This window comes from Rhodanobacter sp. G2-10 (genome assembly GCF_055809185.1).
Map to the genome: position 1 here is coordinate 1795071 of NZ_CM147900.1, position 17810 is coordinate 1812880.

General features: G+C 64.4%; 17 protein-coding genes. 5 read left to right on the plus strand and 12 right to left on the minus strand.

Annotated elements, in window-relative coordinates; translation table 11 throughout:
- Positions 1–14: 14 nt before the first annotated feature.
- From kdsB to AC0L58_RS08245, 5 genes are all read right to left on the minus strand, one after another.
- Positions 15–794, minus strand: coding sequence for a 3-deoxy-manno-octulosonate cytidylyltransferase (kdsB, locus tag AC0L58_RS08225; RefSeq protein WP_473688439.1), 780 nt, complete (start codon positions 792–794; stop codon positions 15–17).
- A gap of 64 nt (positions 795–858) precedes the next feature.
- A complete protein-coding gene (gene aroA, locus AC0L58_RS08230; protein WP_473688440.1) occupies positions 859–2169 on the minus strand; it encodes a 3-phosphoshikimate 1-carboxyvinyltransferase in 1311 nt (436 codons plus the stop codon).
- On the minus strand, positions 2166–3254 hold the full coding sequence (gene pheA / locus AC0L58_RS08235; protein ID WP_473688441.1) for a prephenate dehydratase: 1089 nt from the start codon (positions 3252–3254) through the stop codon (positions 2166–2168). Before pheA ends, aroA begins: the two co-directional genes overlap by 4 nt.
- Positions 3255–3328: 74 nt before the next feature.
- Entirely contained in the window at positions 3329–4414 is a 1086-nt protein-coding gene (gene serC, locus AC0L58_RS08240; protein WP_473688442.1) for a 3-phosphoserine/phosphohydroxythreonine transaminase, read from the minus strand.
- Between the two features lie 81 nt (positions 4415–4495).
- Positions 4496–5263 carry an FHA domain-containing protein gene (locus AC0L58_RS08245; RefSeq protein ID WP_473688642.1) on the minus strand — a complete coding sequence of 256 codons (768 nt, stop codon included), beginning with the start codon at positions 5261–5263 and terminating at the stop codon, positions 4496–4498.
- An 83-nt stretch (positions 5264–5346) separates the two neighbouring features.
- Between AC0L58_RS08245 and AC0L58_RS08250 the strand changes: the two genes are divergently transcribed.
- Positions 5347–5622, plus strand: coding sequence for a polyhydroxyalkanoic acid system family protein (locus tag AC0L58_RS08250; protein ID WP_473688443.1), 276 nt, complete (start codon positions 5347–5349; stop codon positions 5620–5622).
- A 99-nt stretch (positions 5623–5721) separates the two neighbouring features.
- The gene (gene infA / locus AC0L58_RS08255) at positions 5722–5940 is read left to right on the plus strand and encodes a translation initiation factor IF-1 (protein ID WP_007081871.1); all 219 of its coding nucleotides are present in this window, start codon (positions 5722–5724) and stop codon (positions 5938–5940) included.
- A gap of 109 nt (positions 5941–6049) precedes the next feature.
- Here infA and clpA read toward each other — a convergent pair whose 3' ends face one another.
- The gene (clpA, locus tag AC0L58_RS08260; RefSeq protein ID WP_473688444.1) at positions 6050–8320 is read right to left on the minus strand and encodes an ATP-dependent Clp protease ATP-binding subunit ClpA; all 2271 of its coding nucleotides are present in this window, start codon (positions 8318–8320) and stop codon (positions 6050–6052) included.
- 66 nt (positions 8321–8386) lie between these two features.
- Entirely contained in the window at positions 8387–8713 is a 327-nt protein-coding gene (gene clpS, locus AC0L58_RS08265) for an ATP-dependent Clp protease adapter ClpS (RefSeq protein ID WP_473688445.1), read from the minus strand.
- A gap of 116 nt (positions 8714–8829) precedes the next feature.
- Here clpS and AC0L58_RS08270 point away from each other — a divergent pair, with 116 nt between their 5' ends.
- The 3 genes from AC0L58_RS08270 to hflD are packed head-to-tail and all read left to right on the plus strand — an operon-like array spanning position 8830 to position 11094.
- Entirely contained in the window at positions 8830–9315 is a 486-nt protein-coding gene (locus AC0L58_RS08270; RefSeq protein ID WP_473688446.1) for an NUDIX hydrolase, read from the plus strand.
- Entirely contained in the window at positions 9312–10460 is a 1149-nt protein-coding gene (gene mnmA / locus AC0L58_RS08275) for a tRNA 2-thiouridine(34) synthase MnmA (RefSeq protein WP_473688447.1), read from the plus strand. Before AC0L58_RS08270 ends, mnmA begins: the two co-directional genes overlap by 4 nt.
- A 10-nt stretch (positions 10461–10470) precedes the next feature.
- Positions 10471–11094, plus strand: coding sequence for a high frequency lysogenization protein HflD (gene hflD, locus AC0L58_RS08280; protein ID WP_473688644.1), 624 nt, complete (start codon positions 10471–10473; stop codon positions 11092–11094).
- Between the two features lie 99 nt (positions 11095–11193).
- On the opposite strand, the gene gyrA is transcribed toward hflD, so the two are convergent.
- The 5 genes from gyrA to AC0L58_RS08305 form a co-directional block, all read right to left on the minus strand.
- Positions 11194–13818: a DNA gyrase subunit A gene (gyrA, locus tag AC0L58_RS08285; protein ID WP_473688448.1), complete on the minus strand. Its 2625-nt coding sequence runs from the start codon at positions 13816–13818 to the stop codon at positions 11194–11196.
- Positions 13819–13956: 138 nt separating this feature from the next.
- On the minus strand, positions 13957–14370 hold the full coding sequence (locus AC0L58_RS08290) for a GtrA family protein (RefSeq protein WP_473688449.1): 414 nt from the start codon (positions 14368–14370) through the stop codon (positions 13957–13959).
- On the minus strand, positions 14364–15383 hold the full coding sequence (gene mtnA / locus AC0L58_RS08295) for an S-methyl-5-thioribose-1-phosphate isomerase (RefSeq protein ID WP_473688450.1): 1020 nt from the start codon (positions 15381–15383) through the stop codon (positions 14364–14366). Before mtnA ends, AC0L58_RS08290 begins: the two co-directional genes overlap by 7 nt.
- A 51-nt stretch (positions 15384–15434) precedes the next feature.
- Positions 15435–16502, minus strand: coding sequence for a class III poly(R)-hydroxyalkanoic acid synthase subunit PhaC (locus tag AC0L58_RS08300; RefSeq protein WP_473688451.1), 1068 nt, complete (start codon positions 16500–16502; stop codon positions 15435–15437).
- Between the two features lie 12 nt (positions 16503–16514).
- Positions 16515–17597, minus strand: a complete 1083-nt coding sequence (locus AC0L58_RS08305; RefSeq protein WP_473688452.1) for a poly(R)-hydroxyalkanoic acid synthase subunit PhaE — start codon at positions 17595–17597, stop codon at positions 16515–16517.
- Positions 17598–17810: the final 213 nt, after the last annotated feature.

Consider the following 17810-nt stretch of genomic DNA (forward strand, 5'->3'; position numbering starts at 1 on the left):
CCCGACATGTTGGCTCAGGCGTGCAAGCGCAACCATTGTTCGGCGCGTTCCAGGTCGGCCTCGGTATCGATGCCCGGCGGGAACGGCTCGGGCGTCAGGCGCACCGCGATCGCATGGCCATGTTCCAGCACGCGCAATTGCTCCAGCGACTCGGTCTGCTCCAGCGGCGTGCGGGGAAGATTCGTGTAGCGATCCAGGAAACCGGCGCGATACGCGTAGATGCCGATGTGGCGCAGAAACGGAATACCGGACGGCAGCGCGTGCCGGTCGATGGCAAAGGCGTCGCGCGCCCACGGCACCGGGGCGCGGCTGAAGTACAGGGCGTGCCCGCTGGCGGCACGCACCAGCTTCACCACGTTGGGATCGAACAATTCCTCGGCGTCGACGATCGGCGTGGCCAGGGTGGCCATCGGCGCGGCGTCGTCGGCCAGCGCTTGCGCCACCGCCCGGATACCGGCGGCCGGTGCGAACGGTTCGTCGCCCTGCAGGTTCACCACGATGCTGTCATCGGGCCAGCCGTAGTGACGCGCGCATTCGGCCAGGCGATCGCTGCCCGAGGCGTGATCGGGCCGGGTCATGCAGACATCCACCCCTGCCTGCCCGGCCAGCGCATCACCAATGCGGGAGTCGTCCACGGCCACCACGACCTGGCTGGCACCCGCCTGCAAGGCACGTTGCGCCACCCGCACCACCATCGGCACGCCGGCGATTTCGCGCAGGGGTTTGCCCGGCAGGCGGGTCGAGCCATGCCGGGCGGGAATCGCGACGATGAATGGTGGTACCGCGTGCGACATCTTTCAGTCCTTGAACGGGATGCGGGGTTTGAATGGCCACAATACAACGAGTGGTGCGGCTGGTTCAGTCCCCGTCCCGCAGCGCGAAACCACAACCGTTGGCCAGCTCCAGGAAGCCGGGAAAGGAGGTGGCAACGTGGCGGCAATCATTGATCCGCACCGGCCCCGTGGCGCGCAGGCCAGCGACGGCGAAGCTCATGGCGATGCGATGGTCGGTGAGGCTTTCCACCGTGCCGGCGCCAATCTGGCCACCGTCGATGATCGCGCCATCGGGCGTTTCCTCGATTGCCACGCCCAGCGCTCGCAGGCCAGACGCCATGGTGGCGATGCGATCGGACTCCTTCACCCGCAGCTCCGCCGCCCCGCGAATGACCGTGCGGCCGGTGGCGACCGCCGCCGCGACGAACAGCACCGGGAACTCGTCGATCATGTCCGGCACCAGCTCGGTGGGTACCTCGATGCCGCGCAGCGGCGCATGACGAATGAGCAGGTCGCCGACCGGCTCGCCGCCGGCCTCGCGCTGGTGCTCTACCGTGATGTCCGCGCCCATCAGGCGCAGCGCCTGAAGCAGACCGGTACGCCTCGGATTGAGACCTGCCGCCGGCAGGCGCAGCTCCGAGCCCGGCACGATGCTCGCGGCAACCAGGAAAAATGCCGCCGAGGAAAAGTCCGCCGGCACCTTGATGTCCGTGGCACGCAAACGATGTCCGCCGTCGAGGCGTGCCCTGCCCGGCTCGAATTCGATCGGCCAACCGAAGGCCGCCAGCATGCGTTCGGTGTAGTCACGGGTCGGATGCGGCTCGATGACTTCGGTGCTACCGCTGGCATACAGGCCAGCCAGCAGCACGGCGGACTTCACCTGGGCACTGGCGATCGGCAGCTCGTAGCGGATACCGCGCAACATCGAACCTCCGTGGAGCCGGAGCGGCGGCATGCCGTCGCGGGTTTCGATGCGCGCACCCATCTGAGTCAGCGGATCGGTCACCCGACGCATCGGACGTTTCGACAACGACGGATCACCCACCAGTACGCTCTCGAACGCCTGCCCGGCCAGCAAACCGGCCAGCAGACGCATGCCGGTGCCCGCATTGCCACAGTCCAATGCTTGCGCCGACCCGCGCAAGCCGTGCAGACCGACCCCGTGCACGATGCGCTCAGCCGCCGATGGCGCGTCGATCCGCACCCCGAGCTGCTCCAGTACGGCTGCCGTGGCGCGCGTGTCCTCGCCTTCGAGGAAGCCACGGATGTGCGAGCTTCCCTCGGCAATGGCAGCCAGCATCAGGGCACGATGCGATATCGACTTGTCGCCGGGAACTCGCACGCTGCCTTGCAAGGGACCCGCGGCGCGGCTGCTCCAGTCCAGCCGTGCGTTCAAGGCAACGCCACCGGATAGGAGCCCAGTACGCGTATCGTCGCGGCGGATTCGCCGATGTCGCGCACGGCGCCCTGCAGCCCCTCGTCATCGATATGCCCGGAAACGTCGATGAAAAACGCGTATTGCCATTTGCCCGTGTGTGCCGGGCGCGACTCGATCCGGTTCAGGCTGACGCCGTGCCTGGCAAACGGACTGAGCACGTCGTACAGCGCACCCGGTTTGTCGTTCACGGTGATCAGCAGCGAGGTGCGATCGTTGCCCGATGGCGGAAACAGCGAACGGCCGATCACCAGGAAGCGCGTCGTGTTGTCGGCCCGATCCTCGATGCCTTCGGCCACCGTCTTGAGTCCATAGATCTTGCCGGCCGTTTCGCCGGCGATGGCGGCCGCGTCATCGGCGTGGCGCGCCAGCCGGGCTGCCTCGGCATTGCTGCCGACCGCAATGCATTCGACGTCGGGCAGGTTGATGCGCAGCCAGGTCTTGCACTGCTGCAAGGACTGGGCGTGGGCATAAACGCGCTTGACGTCTTCCGGCTTGCCAGTGAGCGAATGCAGGCACTGGTGCACGCGCAGTTCCACCTCGCCGCAGATGGTGGCATCGGCGGTGAGGAACATGTCCAATGTCACCTGGATCATGCCCTGTCCCGAGTTCTCCACCGGCACCACGCCGAAATCGGCATGCCCGGCGGCAACCTCCTGGAATACCTCCTCGATACTGCCCAGCGGCAAGCCGTAGGCGGCGTGCCCGAAGTGCTTGCGCACGGCCTGTTCGCTGAAGGTGCCCTCCGGCCCCAGGTAGCCGATCTTCAGCGGGTCCTCCTGCGCCAGGCAGGACGACATGATCTCGCGGAACAGGCGCACCATCTCGGCATCGGACAACGGCCCCTGGTTGCGGTCCACCACCATGCGCAGCACGTGCGCTTCGCGCTCCGGGCGGTAGTAGTCGATCGCGGAAAGCCCGACGCCCTTCACCGTGGCCACCGTCCGGGCATGGTTCGCGCGCTCGGAGATCAGTTGCTGGATCTGCCGATCGATGCTGTCGATGCGCTCGCGCATCTCGCTCAACGGTGGTTTCGCGTCACTCATGGTTTGGCCGCCTAGATGTAAAGATGTCCGTTCACGTATCAGCATCTTGCCTGAGTCTTGTTTCGTCGCGCCACTCAACCATGCCGTTGCGCAAAATCACGCATGAACGCGGTCAACGCCTGAACCGCCCCCACGGGCACCGCGTTGTAGAGCGATGCGCGCATGCCGCCGACGGCCTTGTGCCCCTTGAGCGCCATCAGCCCTGCGGCCTCGGACTCCTGCAGGAAGGCGGCATCCAGAGCACTGTCGTGCAGGGTGAATGGCACGTTCATGCGCGAACGATCGGCCGGCTCGATCGGGTTGCGGTAATAACCGCCGGAGCCATCGATGGCCCGGTACAGCAGATCGGCCTTGGCCCGGTTGCGTTCGGCCATCACGCCCAGCCCTCCCTGCTGCAGCAGCCACTGAAACGTCAGTCCCGCCAGGTACCAGCCCCAGGTATTGGGAGTATTGAGCATCGAGTCGGCAGCGGCGTGTTCGGCGTAGCGGAATATGCGCGCCATCGGCCGCCCTTGTCGGGCCAGCAGATCGCGACGGATGATCATCACCACCAGGCCCGAAGGCCCGATGTTCTTCTGGGCGCCGGCGTAGATCAGCCCGAAACGACTGACCTCCAGCGGGCCAGACAGAATGTTCGAGGACATGTCGGCAACCAGTGGTACCGAGCCCACCTCGGGCACGTCATGGAATTCCACGCCGTGGATCGTCTCGTTGGGGGTGTAGTGCACGTAGGCTGCCCCGGGGTCCAGCTGCCAGGTCTGGCGCGGCGGCAAGCGTCGATAGCCGTTAGCCTTGGCGCTGGCGGCAACATTGACTCGCACGTACGACGCCGCCTCGCTGATCGCCTTGCTGCTCCAGTGGCCGCTGTCGATGTAGTCAGCGCTTTCTCCCTCGGCCGCCAGGTTCATCGGGATCTGCGCGAAATGCTGGGTGGCCCCGCCCTGCAGGAACAACACCGCATAGTCATCGGGAATGCCCAACAAGGAGCGCAGGTCGGCTCCAGCCTGCGCCGCCATGGCGATGAATCGCTTCCCGCGGTGGGATTGCTCCATCACCGACGCGCCACTGCCATCCCAGTCCAGCATTTCCTGGCGAGCGCGTTCGAGGACTGCCTGCGGCAACATGGCCGGACCGGCGCTGAAGTTCCAGACTGTGCTCACGTGGACTTGCTTCCCGTCGACTTGGTTCGGGCATTATGCCGCGGCGCAGCATCCAGCAGTCAACAGGCCGGGAGCAAAAGCTCAGAATCGAATCAGCAAAACCAGCGCGATCGCAAGCGCCAGCACCGCGGCGGTGACGATGAGCCACCAGACCTCACCGGTGGGTCCGGCCGCCGCTTCGGGCAGATCTGCGGTTGCCTGCTCGTCCAGCGCAGCCTCCGGTTCCGTTTCGGCCCCGGGGGCTTCGAGCACGAAGCGATGCGTCGCCACGCCAATCTGGTCGCCCGGCAACAGCGGCGCCTTCCGGACCACGACGCCATTGACGCGCACCGGGTGCCGTGGCGAGCAGCAGGTGTCTTCGAGCATCAGCAGGCCATCATCCCAGCCTATGCGAAGCCCCACGACCTCGCCTTGCACCAGTCCCAACGGGTAATGCCCTTCGGGGCCAAGCTCAAGGCTGTCGCGCAGCGGCAGGACGCGACCGGAGAGTGGCCCGGCGACCGCCCGCAGGGCTGCCGTGCCACGTCCCTCTTCGGGCACCTTGGGTGGCACGCGCAAGGTCGGATTCTCGTCGTCGCACAGCAACAAGCGGCAATCGCCCACGCTCACCACGTCGCCGGCACGCAATAGCGCACGTTCGCGTACGGGCCTGGCGTTCACGTACACCCGATCCGCCGACGGCAACACCCGCAGCACCCAGCCCCGGCGGTCCTGCTCGACGCACAAATGTCTGGAAGCGGACTGGCTGGCGGCCAGCACCAGATCGTTGTCGGGGGCACTGCCGATGCGCAACCGTGCCTGTACCCAATGGAAATCCTCACGAGCCGCATTGGGAAATTCGATACGCATGGCTGACCAGGTCGACAAGTCGCGAAACTCTACCATGCAAGCGCGTGGCATTAAGATGGGATCTTTAGGTCCGGAAACGCCCCATGCCCAGTATCGATATCCGCCGCCCGCACCAACTGTCGATCAGCGAGGCTCGCGCCGTGGTCGACCAGGTCGCGGCAGGGATGCAGGAAAAGTTCGACATGACCGGACGGTGGACGGGAGACACCCTGGATTTCAGCCGCCCGGGCCTCAGCGGTTCGATCGCGGTCGAAGCCGATGCCATCCAGGTGCGGGCCCAGCTGGGGATGCTGCTGTCGCCGCTGAAGGGCATGATCGAGCAGGAAATCCGGCGCAAGCTGGATGAACACTTTGCATGAACACCATTCCCGGCTTGATGATTCTTTAACCATAGCGCTGTTCGTGGCATAATCGTCGGCTTACGCGGCCATCACGGCTGCGCGTGAAGCCCGGAACATATGGCCAAAGACGACGTCATCGAAATGGAAGGCACGGTCCAGGAGACCTTGCCCAACACCATGTTTCGCGTGCAACTGGAAAACGGGCACGTAGTTATCGCCCACATCTCCGGTCGCATGCGCAAGCACTACATCCGCATTCTCACCGGCGACAAGGTCAAGATCGAGATGACCCCGTACGATCTGAGCAAGGGACGCATCACCTACCGCATGAAATAAGGCGATTGGTGAGACGGGTTCGTGCGGTGACGAACCGGACATGCAAAAAGCGGCGCTGATGCGCCGCTTTTGCTTTGCCCGAAATCCCGCTGCGGGACTCCTCGGTCGATCACTCGACAATTGCAGGCAGCTTCGCAGCGGCCTTGCACTCGACCTTCAATTCGCCGTCGACGACGCTGAGTCGCACGACCCCGCCATCGACCAGCTTGCCGAACAGCAGTTCGTCGGCCAGCGCGCGCTTTACCTTCTCCTGGATCACGCGTGCCATCGGCCGTGCGCCCATCTGGGGATCGAACCCGTGCTCGGCCAGCCAGCGACGAGCATCGGCGTCGACATCCAGGTTGACCTTCTTCTCGGTCAACTGGCTTTCCAGTTCGATCAGGAACTTGTCTACCACGCGCAGGATGTGCTCGAAATCCAGGGCGCCGAACTGGATGATCGCGTCCAGACGGTTGCGGAACTCTGGCGTGAAGATACGGCGGATGACCTCCATCGCGTCCGATTCGTGCTTCTGTTCGACGAAGCCCATGGTGCGGCGGGAGGCGATTGCGGCACCCGCGTTGGTGGTCATCACCACCACCACGTTCTTGAAGTTCGCTTCGCGGCCATTGGTATCGGTGAGCACGCCACGGTCCATCACCTGCAACAGGATGTTGAACACGTCCGGGTGCGCCTTCTCGATCTCGTCCAGCAGCAACACGGCGTGCGGATGCTTCACCACGGCCTCGGTCAGCAGACCGCCCTGGTCGAAACCGACGTAACCCGGTGGGGCGCCGACCAGGCGCGACACCGAGTGCCCTTCCATGTATTCGGACATGTCGAAGCGGATCATCTCGATGCCGAGCTGCATGGCCAATTGCCTGGTCACCTCGGTCTTGCCCACGCCGGTGGGGCCGGCCAGCAGGAAACAGCCGATCGGCTTGGACGGGTCGGCCAGGCCCGAACGGGCCATCTTGATCGACGCGGCCAGCGCCTCGATCGCCGGATCCTGGCCGAACACCACCATCTTGAGGTTGCGTTCGAGATTGCGCAGCACGTCCTTGTCGGAGGCCGAAACCTGCTTGGCCGGAATCCGCGCCATCTTGGCCACGATGTACTCGACCTCGCCGACATCGACCATGCCGGTACGCTCATCTTCCGGCAGCAGCCGTTGGCGTGCACCGGCCTCGTCGATCACGTCGATTGCCTTGTCCGGCAACAGGCGGTCGGGGATGTGCTTCACCGACAGGTCGACCGCGGCTTTCAGGGCATCGTTGGTGTATTCGACGTGGTGATGCTCCTCGAAGCGCGAGCGCAGGCCCTTGAGGATCTCGATGCTGTCAGCCACGGTCGGCTCGACCACATCGATCTTCTGGAAACGCCGGGCCAGTGCGCGGTCCTTCTCGAATACGCCGCGGTATTCCTGGAACGTGGTTGAACCGATGCAGCGCAGCTCGCCCGACGCCAGCATCGGCTTGATCAGGTTCGAGGCATCCATGGTGCCACCCGAGGCCGAACCCGCGCCGATGATGGTGTGGATTTCGTCGATGAAGAGGATCGCACCAGGCTGCTTCTTAAGTTGCGCGATCACGCTTTTCAGGCGCTTTTCGAAGTCACCGCGATATTTGGTGCCGGCGACCAGGGCGCCGAGATCCAGCGACCAGATCGTGGCGCTCTCCAGCACCTCGGGTACCTCGCCATCGACAATGCGCTTGGCCAGGCCCTCGGCGAGCGCGGTCTTGCCCACGCCGGCTTCGCCGACATAGAGCGGGTTGTTCTTGCGCCGGCGGCACAGCACCTGGATGGTGCGTTCGATCTCGTCCGCCCGCCCGATCAGCGGGTCGATCTTGCCTTCCAGCGCCAGCTCATTGAGGTTGCTGGCGAACTCATGCAGCGGGTTGCTCTTGGCCTCGGCGCCTTCCTCGCCTTCATGCTCGTTGCCCGATGTGCTCGCGGCCGGCTCGTCGCCGATCTTGGCGATGCCGTGGGAGATGTAGTTGACCACGTCGAGCCGGGTGATCTCCTGCTGGTGCATGAAGAACACCGCATGGGAGTCCTTTTCGCCGAAGATCGCCACCAGCACGTTGGCGCCGGTGACTTCCTTCCGGCCGGAAGACTGCACGTGGTAGACGGCGCGCTGCAGCACGCGCTGGAAACCCAGGGTCGGCTGCGTGTCGCGTTCGTCGCCGGCAGGCAACACAGGCACGGTCTCGCTGATGATGCGCGCCAGTTCGGCGGACAGACGCGGCAGTTCGACCCCGCATGCGCGCAGCGCGCCGAGGGCCGACTGGTTTTCGGTCAACGCCAGCAACAGGTGCTCCACCGTCATGAACTCGTGACGTTGCTCGCGGGCCTGTTTGTAGCAATGGCCGATGGTGACTTCCAGATCCTTGCTGAACATTCGGATCGTCTCCGCTTGGCGTGTTGGGCGGCTGTTGGTGCCGCGATGAGCAAGAAATGGGGTCCGTCAGAGCTTTTCCATAGTGCACAACAAAGGGTGTTGATGCGAACGTGAATACTCGTTGACGTGAGTTACCTTGGTTTCTGCCACTTCCCGCGTGAACACGCCGCACACGCCGCGCCCGCGGGTGTGCACGTGCAACATGATCTGGACCGCCTGTTCCTGATCCAGTGAGAAGAAACTCCGCAACACCTCCACCACGAAGTCCATCGGGGTGAAATCATCGTTCAACAGCAGCACCTGGAACAAGGGTGGACGCGCCACCTCGGGTTTGGCGGTTTCCACCGCCAGCCCTCGGCCGCTGTCATGCTCGTGTTCGTTTTCGTGGGTCATGATTTTGCAAGACGTCTTTTATGGATCGAAGTATACGCTGCAGCGGTACAGCCGGATGCGGCACTCATCCCAACAGGTAATGGCACAATGGACGCTTTTCCAGCCCAGTCCCGTCCATGATTGCCTCTCCGGAACCTCGTGAAGTCTGGCGCCCGCACGTCACCGTGGCGTGCGTGGTGACGGATGGTCAGCGCTACCTGATGGTCGAGGAAGAGGTTGCCGGGCGGCTGGCATACAACCAGCCGGCAGGTCATCTGGAGGATGGCGAAAGCCTCGTGGACGCGGCCGTGCGCGAGACGCTGGAGGAAACCGGTTGGACGGTGGCGTTGCAGCACCTGATCGGCGTTCAGCAATGGCGCAGCACCGAGCATGGCGACGCGGTGATCCGGTTCAGCTTCGCGGCGCAGGCGGTCAGCCACGACCCGGCTCGCCTGCTCGACACCGGCATTCACCGGGCCTTGTGGCTGACTCGCGCCGAAATCGCCTCTCTGGGCGATCGCCTGCGCAGCCCGCTGGTGCTGCTGAGCATCGATGCCTGGCTGGCGGGCCAGCGGCTGCCCTTGTCCAGCCTGGACTACCTGCCCGGGGACTTGCGGGCATGAAGGTGATGCTTGGCATTTCCGGCGGTGTGGACTCGTCGGTCGCCGCGCTGCTGCTGCAGCAGGCGGGCCATCAGGTCGAAGGCCTGTTCATGCAGAACTGGGAGGAAGACGAACGCAGCGGACCGTGCACCAGCGATGCCGACCGCAAGGATGCCGTGGCCGTCTGCGGCCGGCTCGGGATCCCGTTCCACGCGCGCAATTTCGCGGCGGAATACTGGGATGGCGTGTTCGAGCATTTCCTCGCCGAGTACCGTGCCGGTCGTACGCCCAACCCCGACGTGCTGTGCAACCGCGAGATCAAGTTCAAGACCTTCCTCGACGAAGCCAGGGCGCTGGGCGCCGACAAGATCGCCACGGGCCACTACGCGCGCGTCGACGAGACCGACGGCCAGTACCGTTTGCTGCGCGCACGCGACGCCAACAAGGACCAGAGCTACTTCCTGCATGCGCTGGGGCAGCAGGCGCTGGCGGCCACGCTGTTCCCGCTGGGCTGCATCGAAAAGTCCGAGGTCCGCGAGCTGGCCCGTCGCGCGGCCTTGCCGACGCACGCCAAGAAAGATTCCACCGGCATCTGCTTCATCGGCGAGCGCGACTTCCGCAGCTTTCTGTCGCAGTACATCCCTGCCCGCCCCGGCGACATGCGCACACCCGACGGTACCTTGATCGGCGAACACCAGGGCGTGATGTATTACACCCTGGGCCAGCGCAACGGACTGGGCATCGGCGGTCGGCAAGGCGCCAGCGGCGAAGCCTGGTTCGTGGTGGGCAAGGATGTGCCGGCAAATGTCCTGTATGTTGCCCAGGGCGGCGAGAACCACTGGCTGCACTCCCGCCGCCTGCGAACCGAGCCCGCGCACTGGATCGCCGGCGCCCCGCCCGCCGACCAGTTTCGCTGTACCGCACGCACCCGTTATCGTCAGACCGACCAGGGCTGCGAAGTATCCGTCGGCGACGGCGGCGTTGATGTACGCTTTGACGACCCCCAACGCGCCGTGACCCCCGGACAATCGGTGGTCTTCTATGCGGGCGAAGTCTGTCTCGGCGGCGCCGTGATCCTGGCCACGGATGCGGCCTATGGTGGCCTGCTGCCGGCCTTCATGCCTGCAGGCACCCCCACAACCAGAGAATTGCACACCCGTGTTTGAAATTTTTGGCATGAACGAGGAGCGCGTGGTCGCCCTGGCCGGCATGTTCCAGGCCTGCGCGCTGGCGCAGCAGCTGGCCAACGACGGCCGTTGCGACGACGCCGCCATGCAGGCTGGCGTGGCCAGCATCTTCCGCATCGATGCTCCGTCCGTGGTGGCGGTCTATGAAGGGGTATCGAATCTGCGCCTGGGCCTGCGCAAGGTGATCGCCCAACTGGACGAAAGCGATCGCGACATGTCGATCACGCGCATGGTCGTGACCGTGATGCGACTCGAACGCAGCCTCTCCGGACGACCGGAATTGCTGGAAACCTTGCAGCAAGGCATCGTTGCCGCGCAGCGCCAGGTCGAGCACTTCGGCCAGGATTCGCCGCAGGTGAGCGGTCGGCTGGCCGAGCTTTACGCCTCCACGCTGTCGACGTTGCGGCCACGGGTGATGGTCAGCGGCAATCCGCAGCAACTGCAGCAGGCCGCCGTCGTCGAGAAAGTGCGCGCGAACCTGTTGGCTGCCGTGCGCTCGGCCGTGCTGTGGCGGCAGGTCGGCGGACGCCAATGGCAGCTCCTGCTGTACCGGCGCCAATGCAGCATGCTGGCGCGCGGGTTGCTGACGGGCTCGACGTTGGACAATCGCTGACGACGGCTCGCGGCCTGCGGCTCTTGAGACGCAAGAGCGGCGGGCATAGCCCGCCCTACGCTTCGGTCCGGCGGGGGTTGGCCGCCGGACCGCGGAGCATCACTCTTCGAGCACGGGGGAGTCTGCGCTCTCCGGGTCTGCATCACCCGGTGGCAGGTCACCCTCGGGTGAGACGCCGTCCGTACTCTCGTCGCCGTTGTCCTCTTCGGGCTCCAGCCGCATCACGCTGACCAGGGCCTCGTCGGCAGGCAGCTTGATCAGGGTGACGCCCTGGGTGTTGCGGCCAAGTTGTGAAACCTCCGCCACGCGGGTGCGCACCAGGGTTCCCTGGTTGGAAATCAGCATCAGCTCGTGTGCCTCGGTGACCTGTACCGCCCCGACCAGCGCCCCATTTCGATCGGAACACTGAATACCGATCACGCCCTGGGTGCCGCGTCCCTTCTTGGTGAACTCCACAAGTGCGGTGCGTTTGCCGTAACCGCGTTCCGTCGCCGTGAGAATGTCACCCTCGGCGGCCACGATCAGCGACACGACCTCGGCGCCCTTGAGGAGTTTCATGCCGCGCACACCGGCGGCGGTGCGGCCCATCGAGCGCACGGTGTTCTCGTCGAATCGATTGACCTTGCCGTTGGAGGCGAACAGCAGGATGTCGCTGTTGCCGTCGGTCATTTCCACATTGACCAGGGCATCATCGTCATGCAGCTTGATCGCCTGCTTGCCCTTCTGCAGCTGGAAGGCGAACTCGGTCAACGGAGTCTTCTTGACCGTGCCGCGCTTGGTGGCGAAGAACACGAAGCGGTCCTCGGTGTACTCCCGGATCGGCAACACCGCCTGCACCTTCTCGTCCTCGCCCAACGGCAGCAGGTTGATGATCGGCTTGCCGCGTGCGCCAGGACCCGCTTCCGGCATCTGGTACACCTTGAGCCAGTAGACACGGCCGGTGCTGGTGAAGGTCAGCAGCGTGTCATGCGTGTTGACCACCCACAGCTGCTCGACGACGTCTTCGTCCTTCAGCGCCGACGCCGAACGCCCCTTGCCGCCGCGCCGCTGCGCCCGATAGGTGCTGGCGGGCTGGCGCTTGATGTATCCGGTGTGCGACAAGGTGACCACGACGTCTTCCGGCGCGATCAGGTCCAGCATGTTGAGATCTTCCTGCGAGTGCTGGATCTCGGTGCGACGGGCGTCGCCAAATTCGCTCTTGATCGCCTCGAGTTCTTCGCGGATCACTTCCAGCAAGCGGTTCGGATTCTCCAGAATCTCGATCAAGCCGCGGATGGTTTCCAGGATCTGCCGGTACTCGTCGGAAAGCTTCTCCTGCTCCAGGCCGGTGAGGCGGTGCAGTCGCATCGCGAGGATTTCCTGCGCCTGGACTTCGGACAACTGGTAGCCGTCGGCCTTCAGACCATCACGCGGATCCATGTCTTCAGGTCGCGACGCATCGGCACCGGTCGCCGACAGCAGCGCACCGACCACACCCGGCTGCCACTTGCGGGCCAGCATGCGCTCGCGCGCCTCGGCCGGCGATGCCGAGGTCTTGATCAGCTCGATCATCTCGTCGATGTTGGCCAGCGCCACGGTGAGACCTTCGAGTATGTGCGCGCGGCCACGTGCCTTGCGCAGCTCGAAGATGGTGCGGCGGGTGACCACCTCGCGCCGATGTCGGATGAACGCTTCGAGGATGTCCTTCAGGTTCAGCAGCTTCGGCTGGCCATCCAGCAGGGCCACCATGTTGATGCCGAAGGTGACCTGCAGCTGGGTCTGCTGGAACAAATTGTTCAGCACCACGTCGCCCATCGCGTCCTTGCGGATCTCGATGACCACGCGCATGCCGTCCTTGTCGGACTCGTCGCGCAGTTCGCTGATGCCCTCGAGCTTCTTCTCCTTGACCAGCTCGGCGATCTTCTCGATCAGCCGGGCCTTGTTCACCTGGTACGGCAGCTCATGGATGATGATCGTCTCGCGGCCGTTCTTCTCGGTCTCTATCTCGGCCTTGGCACGCACCAGGATACGTCCGCGACCAGTACGGTAGGCCTCGATGATGCCGGAGGAACCATTGATGATGCCGTGGGTCGGGAAGTCCGGCCCCGGGATGTAATGCATCAATTCGTCGATCGAGAGCGCCGGCTCGTCGATCAACGCAATCGTCGCGGCAATGATCTCGTTGAGGTTGTGCGGCGGGATATTGGTCGCCATGCCCACCGCGATGCCGGCGGAACCGTTCACCAGCAGGTTTGGTACGCGCGAGGGCAGTACCAGCGGCTCGCGCTCGCTTTCGTCGTAGTTGAAGCCGAAGTCGACGGTGTCCTTGTCGATGTCGGCCAGCAATTCGTGGGTGAGGCGCGACATGCGCACCTCGGTGTAACGCATGGCCGCGGCGTTGTCGCCATCGACCGAACCGAAGTTGCCCTGGCCGTCGACCAGCATGTAGCGCAGCGAGAATGGCTGCGCCATGCGCACAATGGCGTCATACACCGACTGGTCGCCATGCGGGTGGTACTTACCGATCACGTCACCGACCACGCGGGCCGACTTCTTGTATGGCTTGTTCCAGGCGTTGCTCAACTCGTTCATCGCGAAAAGCACACGCCGATGCACGGGTTTCAGGCCATCGCGGACATCCGGGAGGGCGCGGCCCACGATCACGCTCATGGCGTAATCGAGGTAGCTCTGGCGCATCTCGTCTTCGATGTTGACGCGAATGATTTCTTTGGCGGTTTCTGCCATTGAGCGGCTTCCCTGTGGGCTAAAAAAGGACGCTGGCGACGCGTCTCAAGCGCATGCGCGAGCGACCCGAAATCAACCGGTCAATTGTAGCACGAATGGGCGCAAAACGACAGGATTTAGTGCATGTAAATCAATAACTTACGATGCCGTCTTGGGATGCCTGAAAAGCACCCGCCGCGCTGTCGAAAAATTGACCAGTGCGGCAACCACGGAGCCCGCCGCGGCGGCAGGCGCCGGCCACCGGTGCAGGTCCGGAAAGTTGAGCAAAAGCAAGGCATAAACACCGTAATTGACCACCGCCCCCATGCTCATCAACGCTATCCACTGCAGCCATTCAGCGTGTGCATGGCGACCACTGTGCCGCGCCGCAAAGGTGTAACGGCGATTCCACCACCAGGTGAACGTGGCTGCCAGCAGAAACGACAGTACGCGGGCCAGATACGGATTCCAGTGCCCGAAACTGACCAGCATTTGCACGATGCCGGCATCGATCACCAGGCCGCCCAGCCCGCCCACGGCAAACAGGGCAACCTCGCGGGGCAGCTTTACCACCCGAACATCGCCTGCATCGAGATGCTGTTCGGCCGCTCGATCACGCCGCGCTCGGTGACGATGGCGTCGATCAGTTCGGCCGGCGCCACGTCGAATACCGGGTTCCAGGCCTGCGCGCCCTCCACCACCGTGCGCCGGCCGGCTGTGCTCAACAGCTCGCTGGCGTCGCGCAACTCGATCTCGATTTCCTCGCCCGTACCCGTAGCCATGTCGACCGTGGAGGACGGCGCCACCACCATGAATTTCACGCCGTGGTACTTCGCGGCGATGGCCAGCTGATACGTGCCGATCTTGTTCGCGGTATCGCCGTTGGCGGCGATCCGGTCGGCGCCCACGATCACCCACTGCACGGCGCCGGATTTCATCAGGTGCGCCGCCGCCGAGTCGGCGATCAGCTGGGCCGGGATGCCGTCGCGCACCAGTTCCCACATGGTCAGGCGCGCGCCTTGTTGCCACGGTCGCGTTTCACCGGCGTAGACCCGTGCAATCCGGCCCGCGGCGACGCCTGCGCGAATGACGCCAAGCGCGGTGCCGTAACCGGCGGTGGCCAGCGAACCGGTGTTGCAATGGGTCAGCACGCCCGACCCGGGGGTGATCAGCGATGCACCCAGCTCGCCCATGTGCCGGTTGGCGGCGAGATCCTCGTCCTGGATCGCCTGCGCTTCGCGCAACAGCGCCTCGACACCGGCACCGGCTGCGATGCGCTTGTTCATCCGGTCCAGCGCCCACATCAGGTTCACGGCGGTAGGACGCGCCGCGCGCAAGCTCATCAGCACCGGCTCAAGCGGTGCCCCTTGCTGCGCCGCCATGGCCACACCCCAGGCTGCGGCGATGCCGATGGCCGGTGCACCGCGGACAACCAGGTCGCGGATGGCGGTCGTCACCTCCGAAGCGTCGCGACAGGCAATCCAGCTTTCCTCGCCCGGCAGCAGGCGTTGGTCGAGCAGGCGCAGGTGATCGCCCTGCCATTGCACGGCGCGAATGGAGTCGTGGGTTTCGTTGGACGTGGTCATCCGTCCATTATCGCCTGCCGCGCCGGTATTGCGCACGGCAGGCGAGCCGGCTCAGCGGCGTTGGCGCAGCCATTGATGGATCGCCGGTGGGACCTCACGTTGCGCGCGTCCGGAGACATAGATGCCGATGTGGCCGCCCTTGAACGCAAGCTGGGTGTAGTCCGTCGTGCCGACGTGCTTGCCCAGGGCGCGCGAAGCATCCGGGGGCACCAGGTGATCCTGTTCGGCAAAGATATTCAGCACCGGCTGGGTGATCATGCCCAGGTCCACAAGCTGGCCGCCGATTTCCAGCGTGCGCTTGATCAGCTTGTTGCCCTGGTAGAAATCCTTGATGAATTGGCGGAACGCCTCGCCGGCCTGGTCCGGAGAATCGAAAATCCAGCGTTCCATGCGCAGGAAATTCTCCAGCTCGGTCGGATTGTCGAGGATATCGACCAGGCCGATGTACTTCTGCTGATTGAGCCGCACCGGCTTCAGCGTGAGGTAGACGTAGTTCATCAGGCCGGCAGGGATGTTGCCCATGGTGTCGACGAACAGATCGACATCCATGTTGCGGCACCAGTGCGACAGCATGTTGTCCGGGGTGTGGTAATCCACCGGCGTGACCATGGTGATCAGATTCTTCACCTTGTCCGGGTGCAGCGCGGTGTAGCACAGCGAGAAGGCGCCTCCCTGGCAGATGCCGAGCAGGTTGATCGCGTCCAGATCATGCCGCTTGCGCACAACATCGACGCAGCGATCAAGGTAGCCATTGATGTAGTCATCCAGGGTCAGCCAGCGGTCGGCGCCGTCGGGGTAACCCCAGTCAATCAGGTAAATGTCTTCGCCCTGCTCCAGCAGGTTTCGCACCATCGAGCGGTCCGCCTGCAGATCGGTCATCCACACCGTGTTGACCAGCGCATACACGATCAGCAGCGGCGTCTTGGACGTGGTCTTGCCGTGCCCGGTGAAATGCCAGACCTTGAGCTTGTCCTCGCTGTAGACCAGCTCGCGCGGCGTGTTGGCATACTCGGGCTCACGCATCCCGCGCAGGTTGGCCATGCCGGCAGCCAGCTTGCGCTGGAATGTCGCCATGTCGGTCAGGGCCTTGGTCGGGTCGATGTGCAATGGGGTTTGCATCGCAAAGCTCCTTTATTTGCGCTTGCGCGGGCTGGTTGCGGGTCTGGATGCGGCAGCAGGCTTGCGCGTGCGCTTGGCCGCTGTTTTCGTCGTGGTCGCGGTCTTTTTCTTGGCCGCCGTTTTCTTCACCGCCCCCGAAGACCCGGTCGGCGCGGCCTTTCGCGCCGTCGGCTTGGCTGCGCTGGCGTTGGCGAACTTCCGTTTCAGTGCCGCCACTTCGCGGCGCAGGCCGGTGACTTCGTCGGGATGATCTTCGGACGCACCGGCCTGGCTGGCCCGGAACTCGCGGCGCAACGCCTGCAGACGCTCCCCCAGGCTTGAGACCTCGCTGCGCGTAGGCACGCCGAGTTGCTGGCACATCTGTTCGGTCTGTCGTTGTTGCAGCTGACGCACACGCATCTGGGTGTTGACCATCTCGCCATACGCATCGCGAAACTCGTCCGACAGCGCGATCTCCGCGTAAGCCTCCTCCGAAGCGTCCACCCACAGGTCGTACAGGCCCTTCAGCGATTCGATCTGGCGACCCGGTGTGGCGTGTTCGGCCAACTTCCCCTGCAGGCGCTGCATACCTTGTGTGTTGGCGCGTTGGATCAGCTCCTGATAGCGTGCGGACGCCTGCATGGAAGCGAGCATGGCCATGCCCAGTTCCTGCTGTTTCATCTGCTGCTCGCGATCCAGCCCGAAGCCTGGCGTCGGGCCGGCTGCGCCAGGCATCTCGCCGAAACCACTGCGTTGCATCGCCTGCCACCAGGATTGCCATTGACGGGTGAAGCTTTCGGCGCCGGCGCTGTCGATACCGCCAAAGGCCTGCGCAAAAGGCTGGCTGGAGCCGCCGAACATCTGCTGCATCTGCTGCTGCCAGTCGCTGGATGGCCCGCCGCTCACGCCACTGCTTGCCGCACTCTGCATCCAGTCGAAATAGCCTTTGAGGCCGGCCAGTGTACGTTCCAGCGTATCGCCGCCCATGGCTTGTGCCGATGGAGGCGCGAACGGGTTCGCTGCGTGCTTCGGCTGGAATTGCCGCGTCCAGGCATCCCACGACTGTTGGGCCAGCGCCTGATAGTCCTTCATGAAATCATTCGCGGGATCGGCCATCGGTTTATCCTCGTCAGCGGTTCTTCCATCCTAGCAGTCTGTCAGGCCTGGGTGGTCGAGACGAGCATTCGGCTGGGTGCGCACACGCTTCCCTGACGATGCGCCGCTCCACCGTGGCCCCGTGGATCGCCGGACTGCACGGGCGGATTCGCACACCAGCCAACCCGGGTCCGACAAGCCGCGGGCAGATCGCCACCACACAAAAACTTCGCC

Coding starts and splice junctions, on each gene's coding strand:
- AC0L58_RS08305 (WP_473688452.1), bottom strand. CDS start 17,597: ATGGCCGATCCCGCGAATGATTTCATGAAGGACTATCAGGCGCTGGCC.
- gyrA (WP_473688448.1), bottom strand. CDS start 13,818: ATGGCAGAAACCGCCAAAGAAATCATTCGCGTCAACATCGAAGACGAG.
- mtnA (WP_473688450.1), bottom strand. CDS start 15,383: ATGACCACGTCCAACGAAACCCACGACTCCATTCGCGCCGTGCAATGG.
- infA (WP_007081871.1), top strand. CDS start 5,722: ATGGCCAAAGACGACGTCATCGAAATGGAAGGCACGGTCCAGGAGACC.
- hflD (WP_473688644.1), top strand. CDS start 10,471: ATGAACGAGGAGCGCGTGGTCGCCCTGGCCGGCATGTTCCAGGCCTGC.
- mnmA (WP_473688447.1), top strand. CDS start 9,312: ATGAAGGTGATGCTTGGCATTTCCGGCGGTGTGGACTCGTCGGTCGCC.
- AC0L58_RS08270 (WP_473688446.1), top strand. CDS start 8,830: ATGATTGCCTCTCCGGAACCTCGTGAAGTCTGGCGCCCGCACGTCACC.
- pheA (WP_473688441.1), bottom strand. CDS start 3,254: ATGAGTGACGCGAAACCACCGTTGAGCGAGATGCGCGAGCGCATCGAC.
- AC0L58_RS08250 (WP_473688443.1), top strand. CDS start 5,347: ATGCCCAGTATCGATATCCGCCGCCCGCACCAACTGTCGATCAGCGAG.
- clpA (WP_473688444.1), bottom strand. CDS start 8,320: ATGTTCAGCAAGGATCTGGAAGTCACCATCGGCCATTGCTACAAACAG.
- AC0L58_RS08300 (WP_473688451.1), bottom strand. CDS start 16,502: ATGCAAACCCCATTGCACATCGACCCGACCAAGGCCCTGACCGACATG.
- AC0L58_RS08245 (WP_473688642.1), bottom strand. CDS start 5,263: ATGCGTATCGAATTTCCCAATGCGGCTCGTGAGGATTTCCATTGGGTA.
- kdsB (WP_473688439.1), bottom strand. CDS start 794: ATGTCGCACGCGGTACCACCATTCATCGTCGCGATTCCCGCCCGGCAT.
- clpS (WP_473688445.1), bottom strand. CDS start 8,713: ATGACCCACGAAAACGAACACGAGCATGACAGCGGCCGAGGGCTGGCG.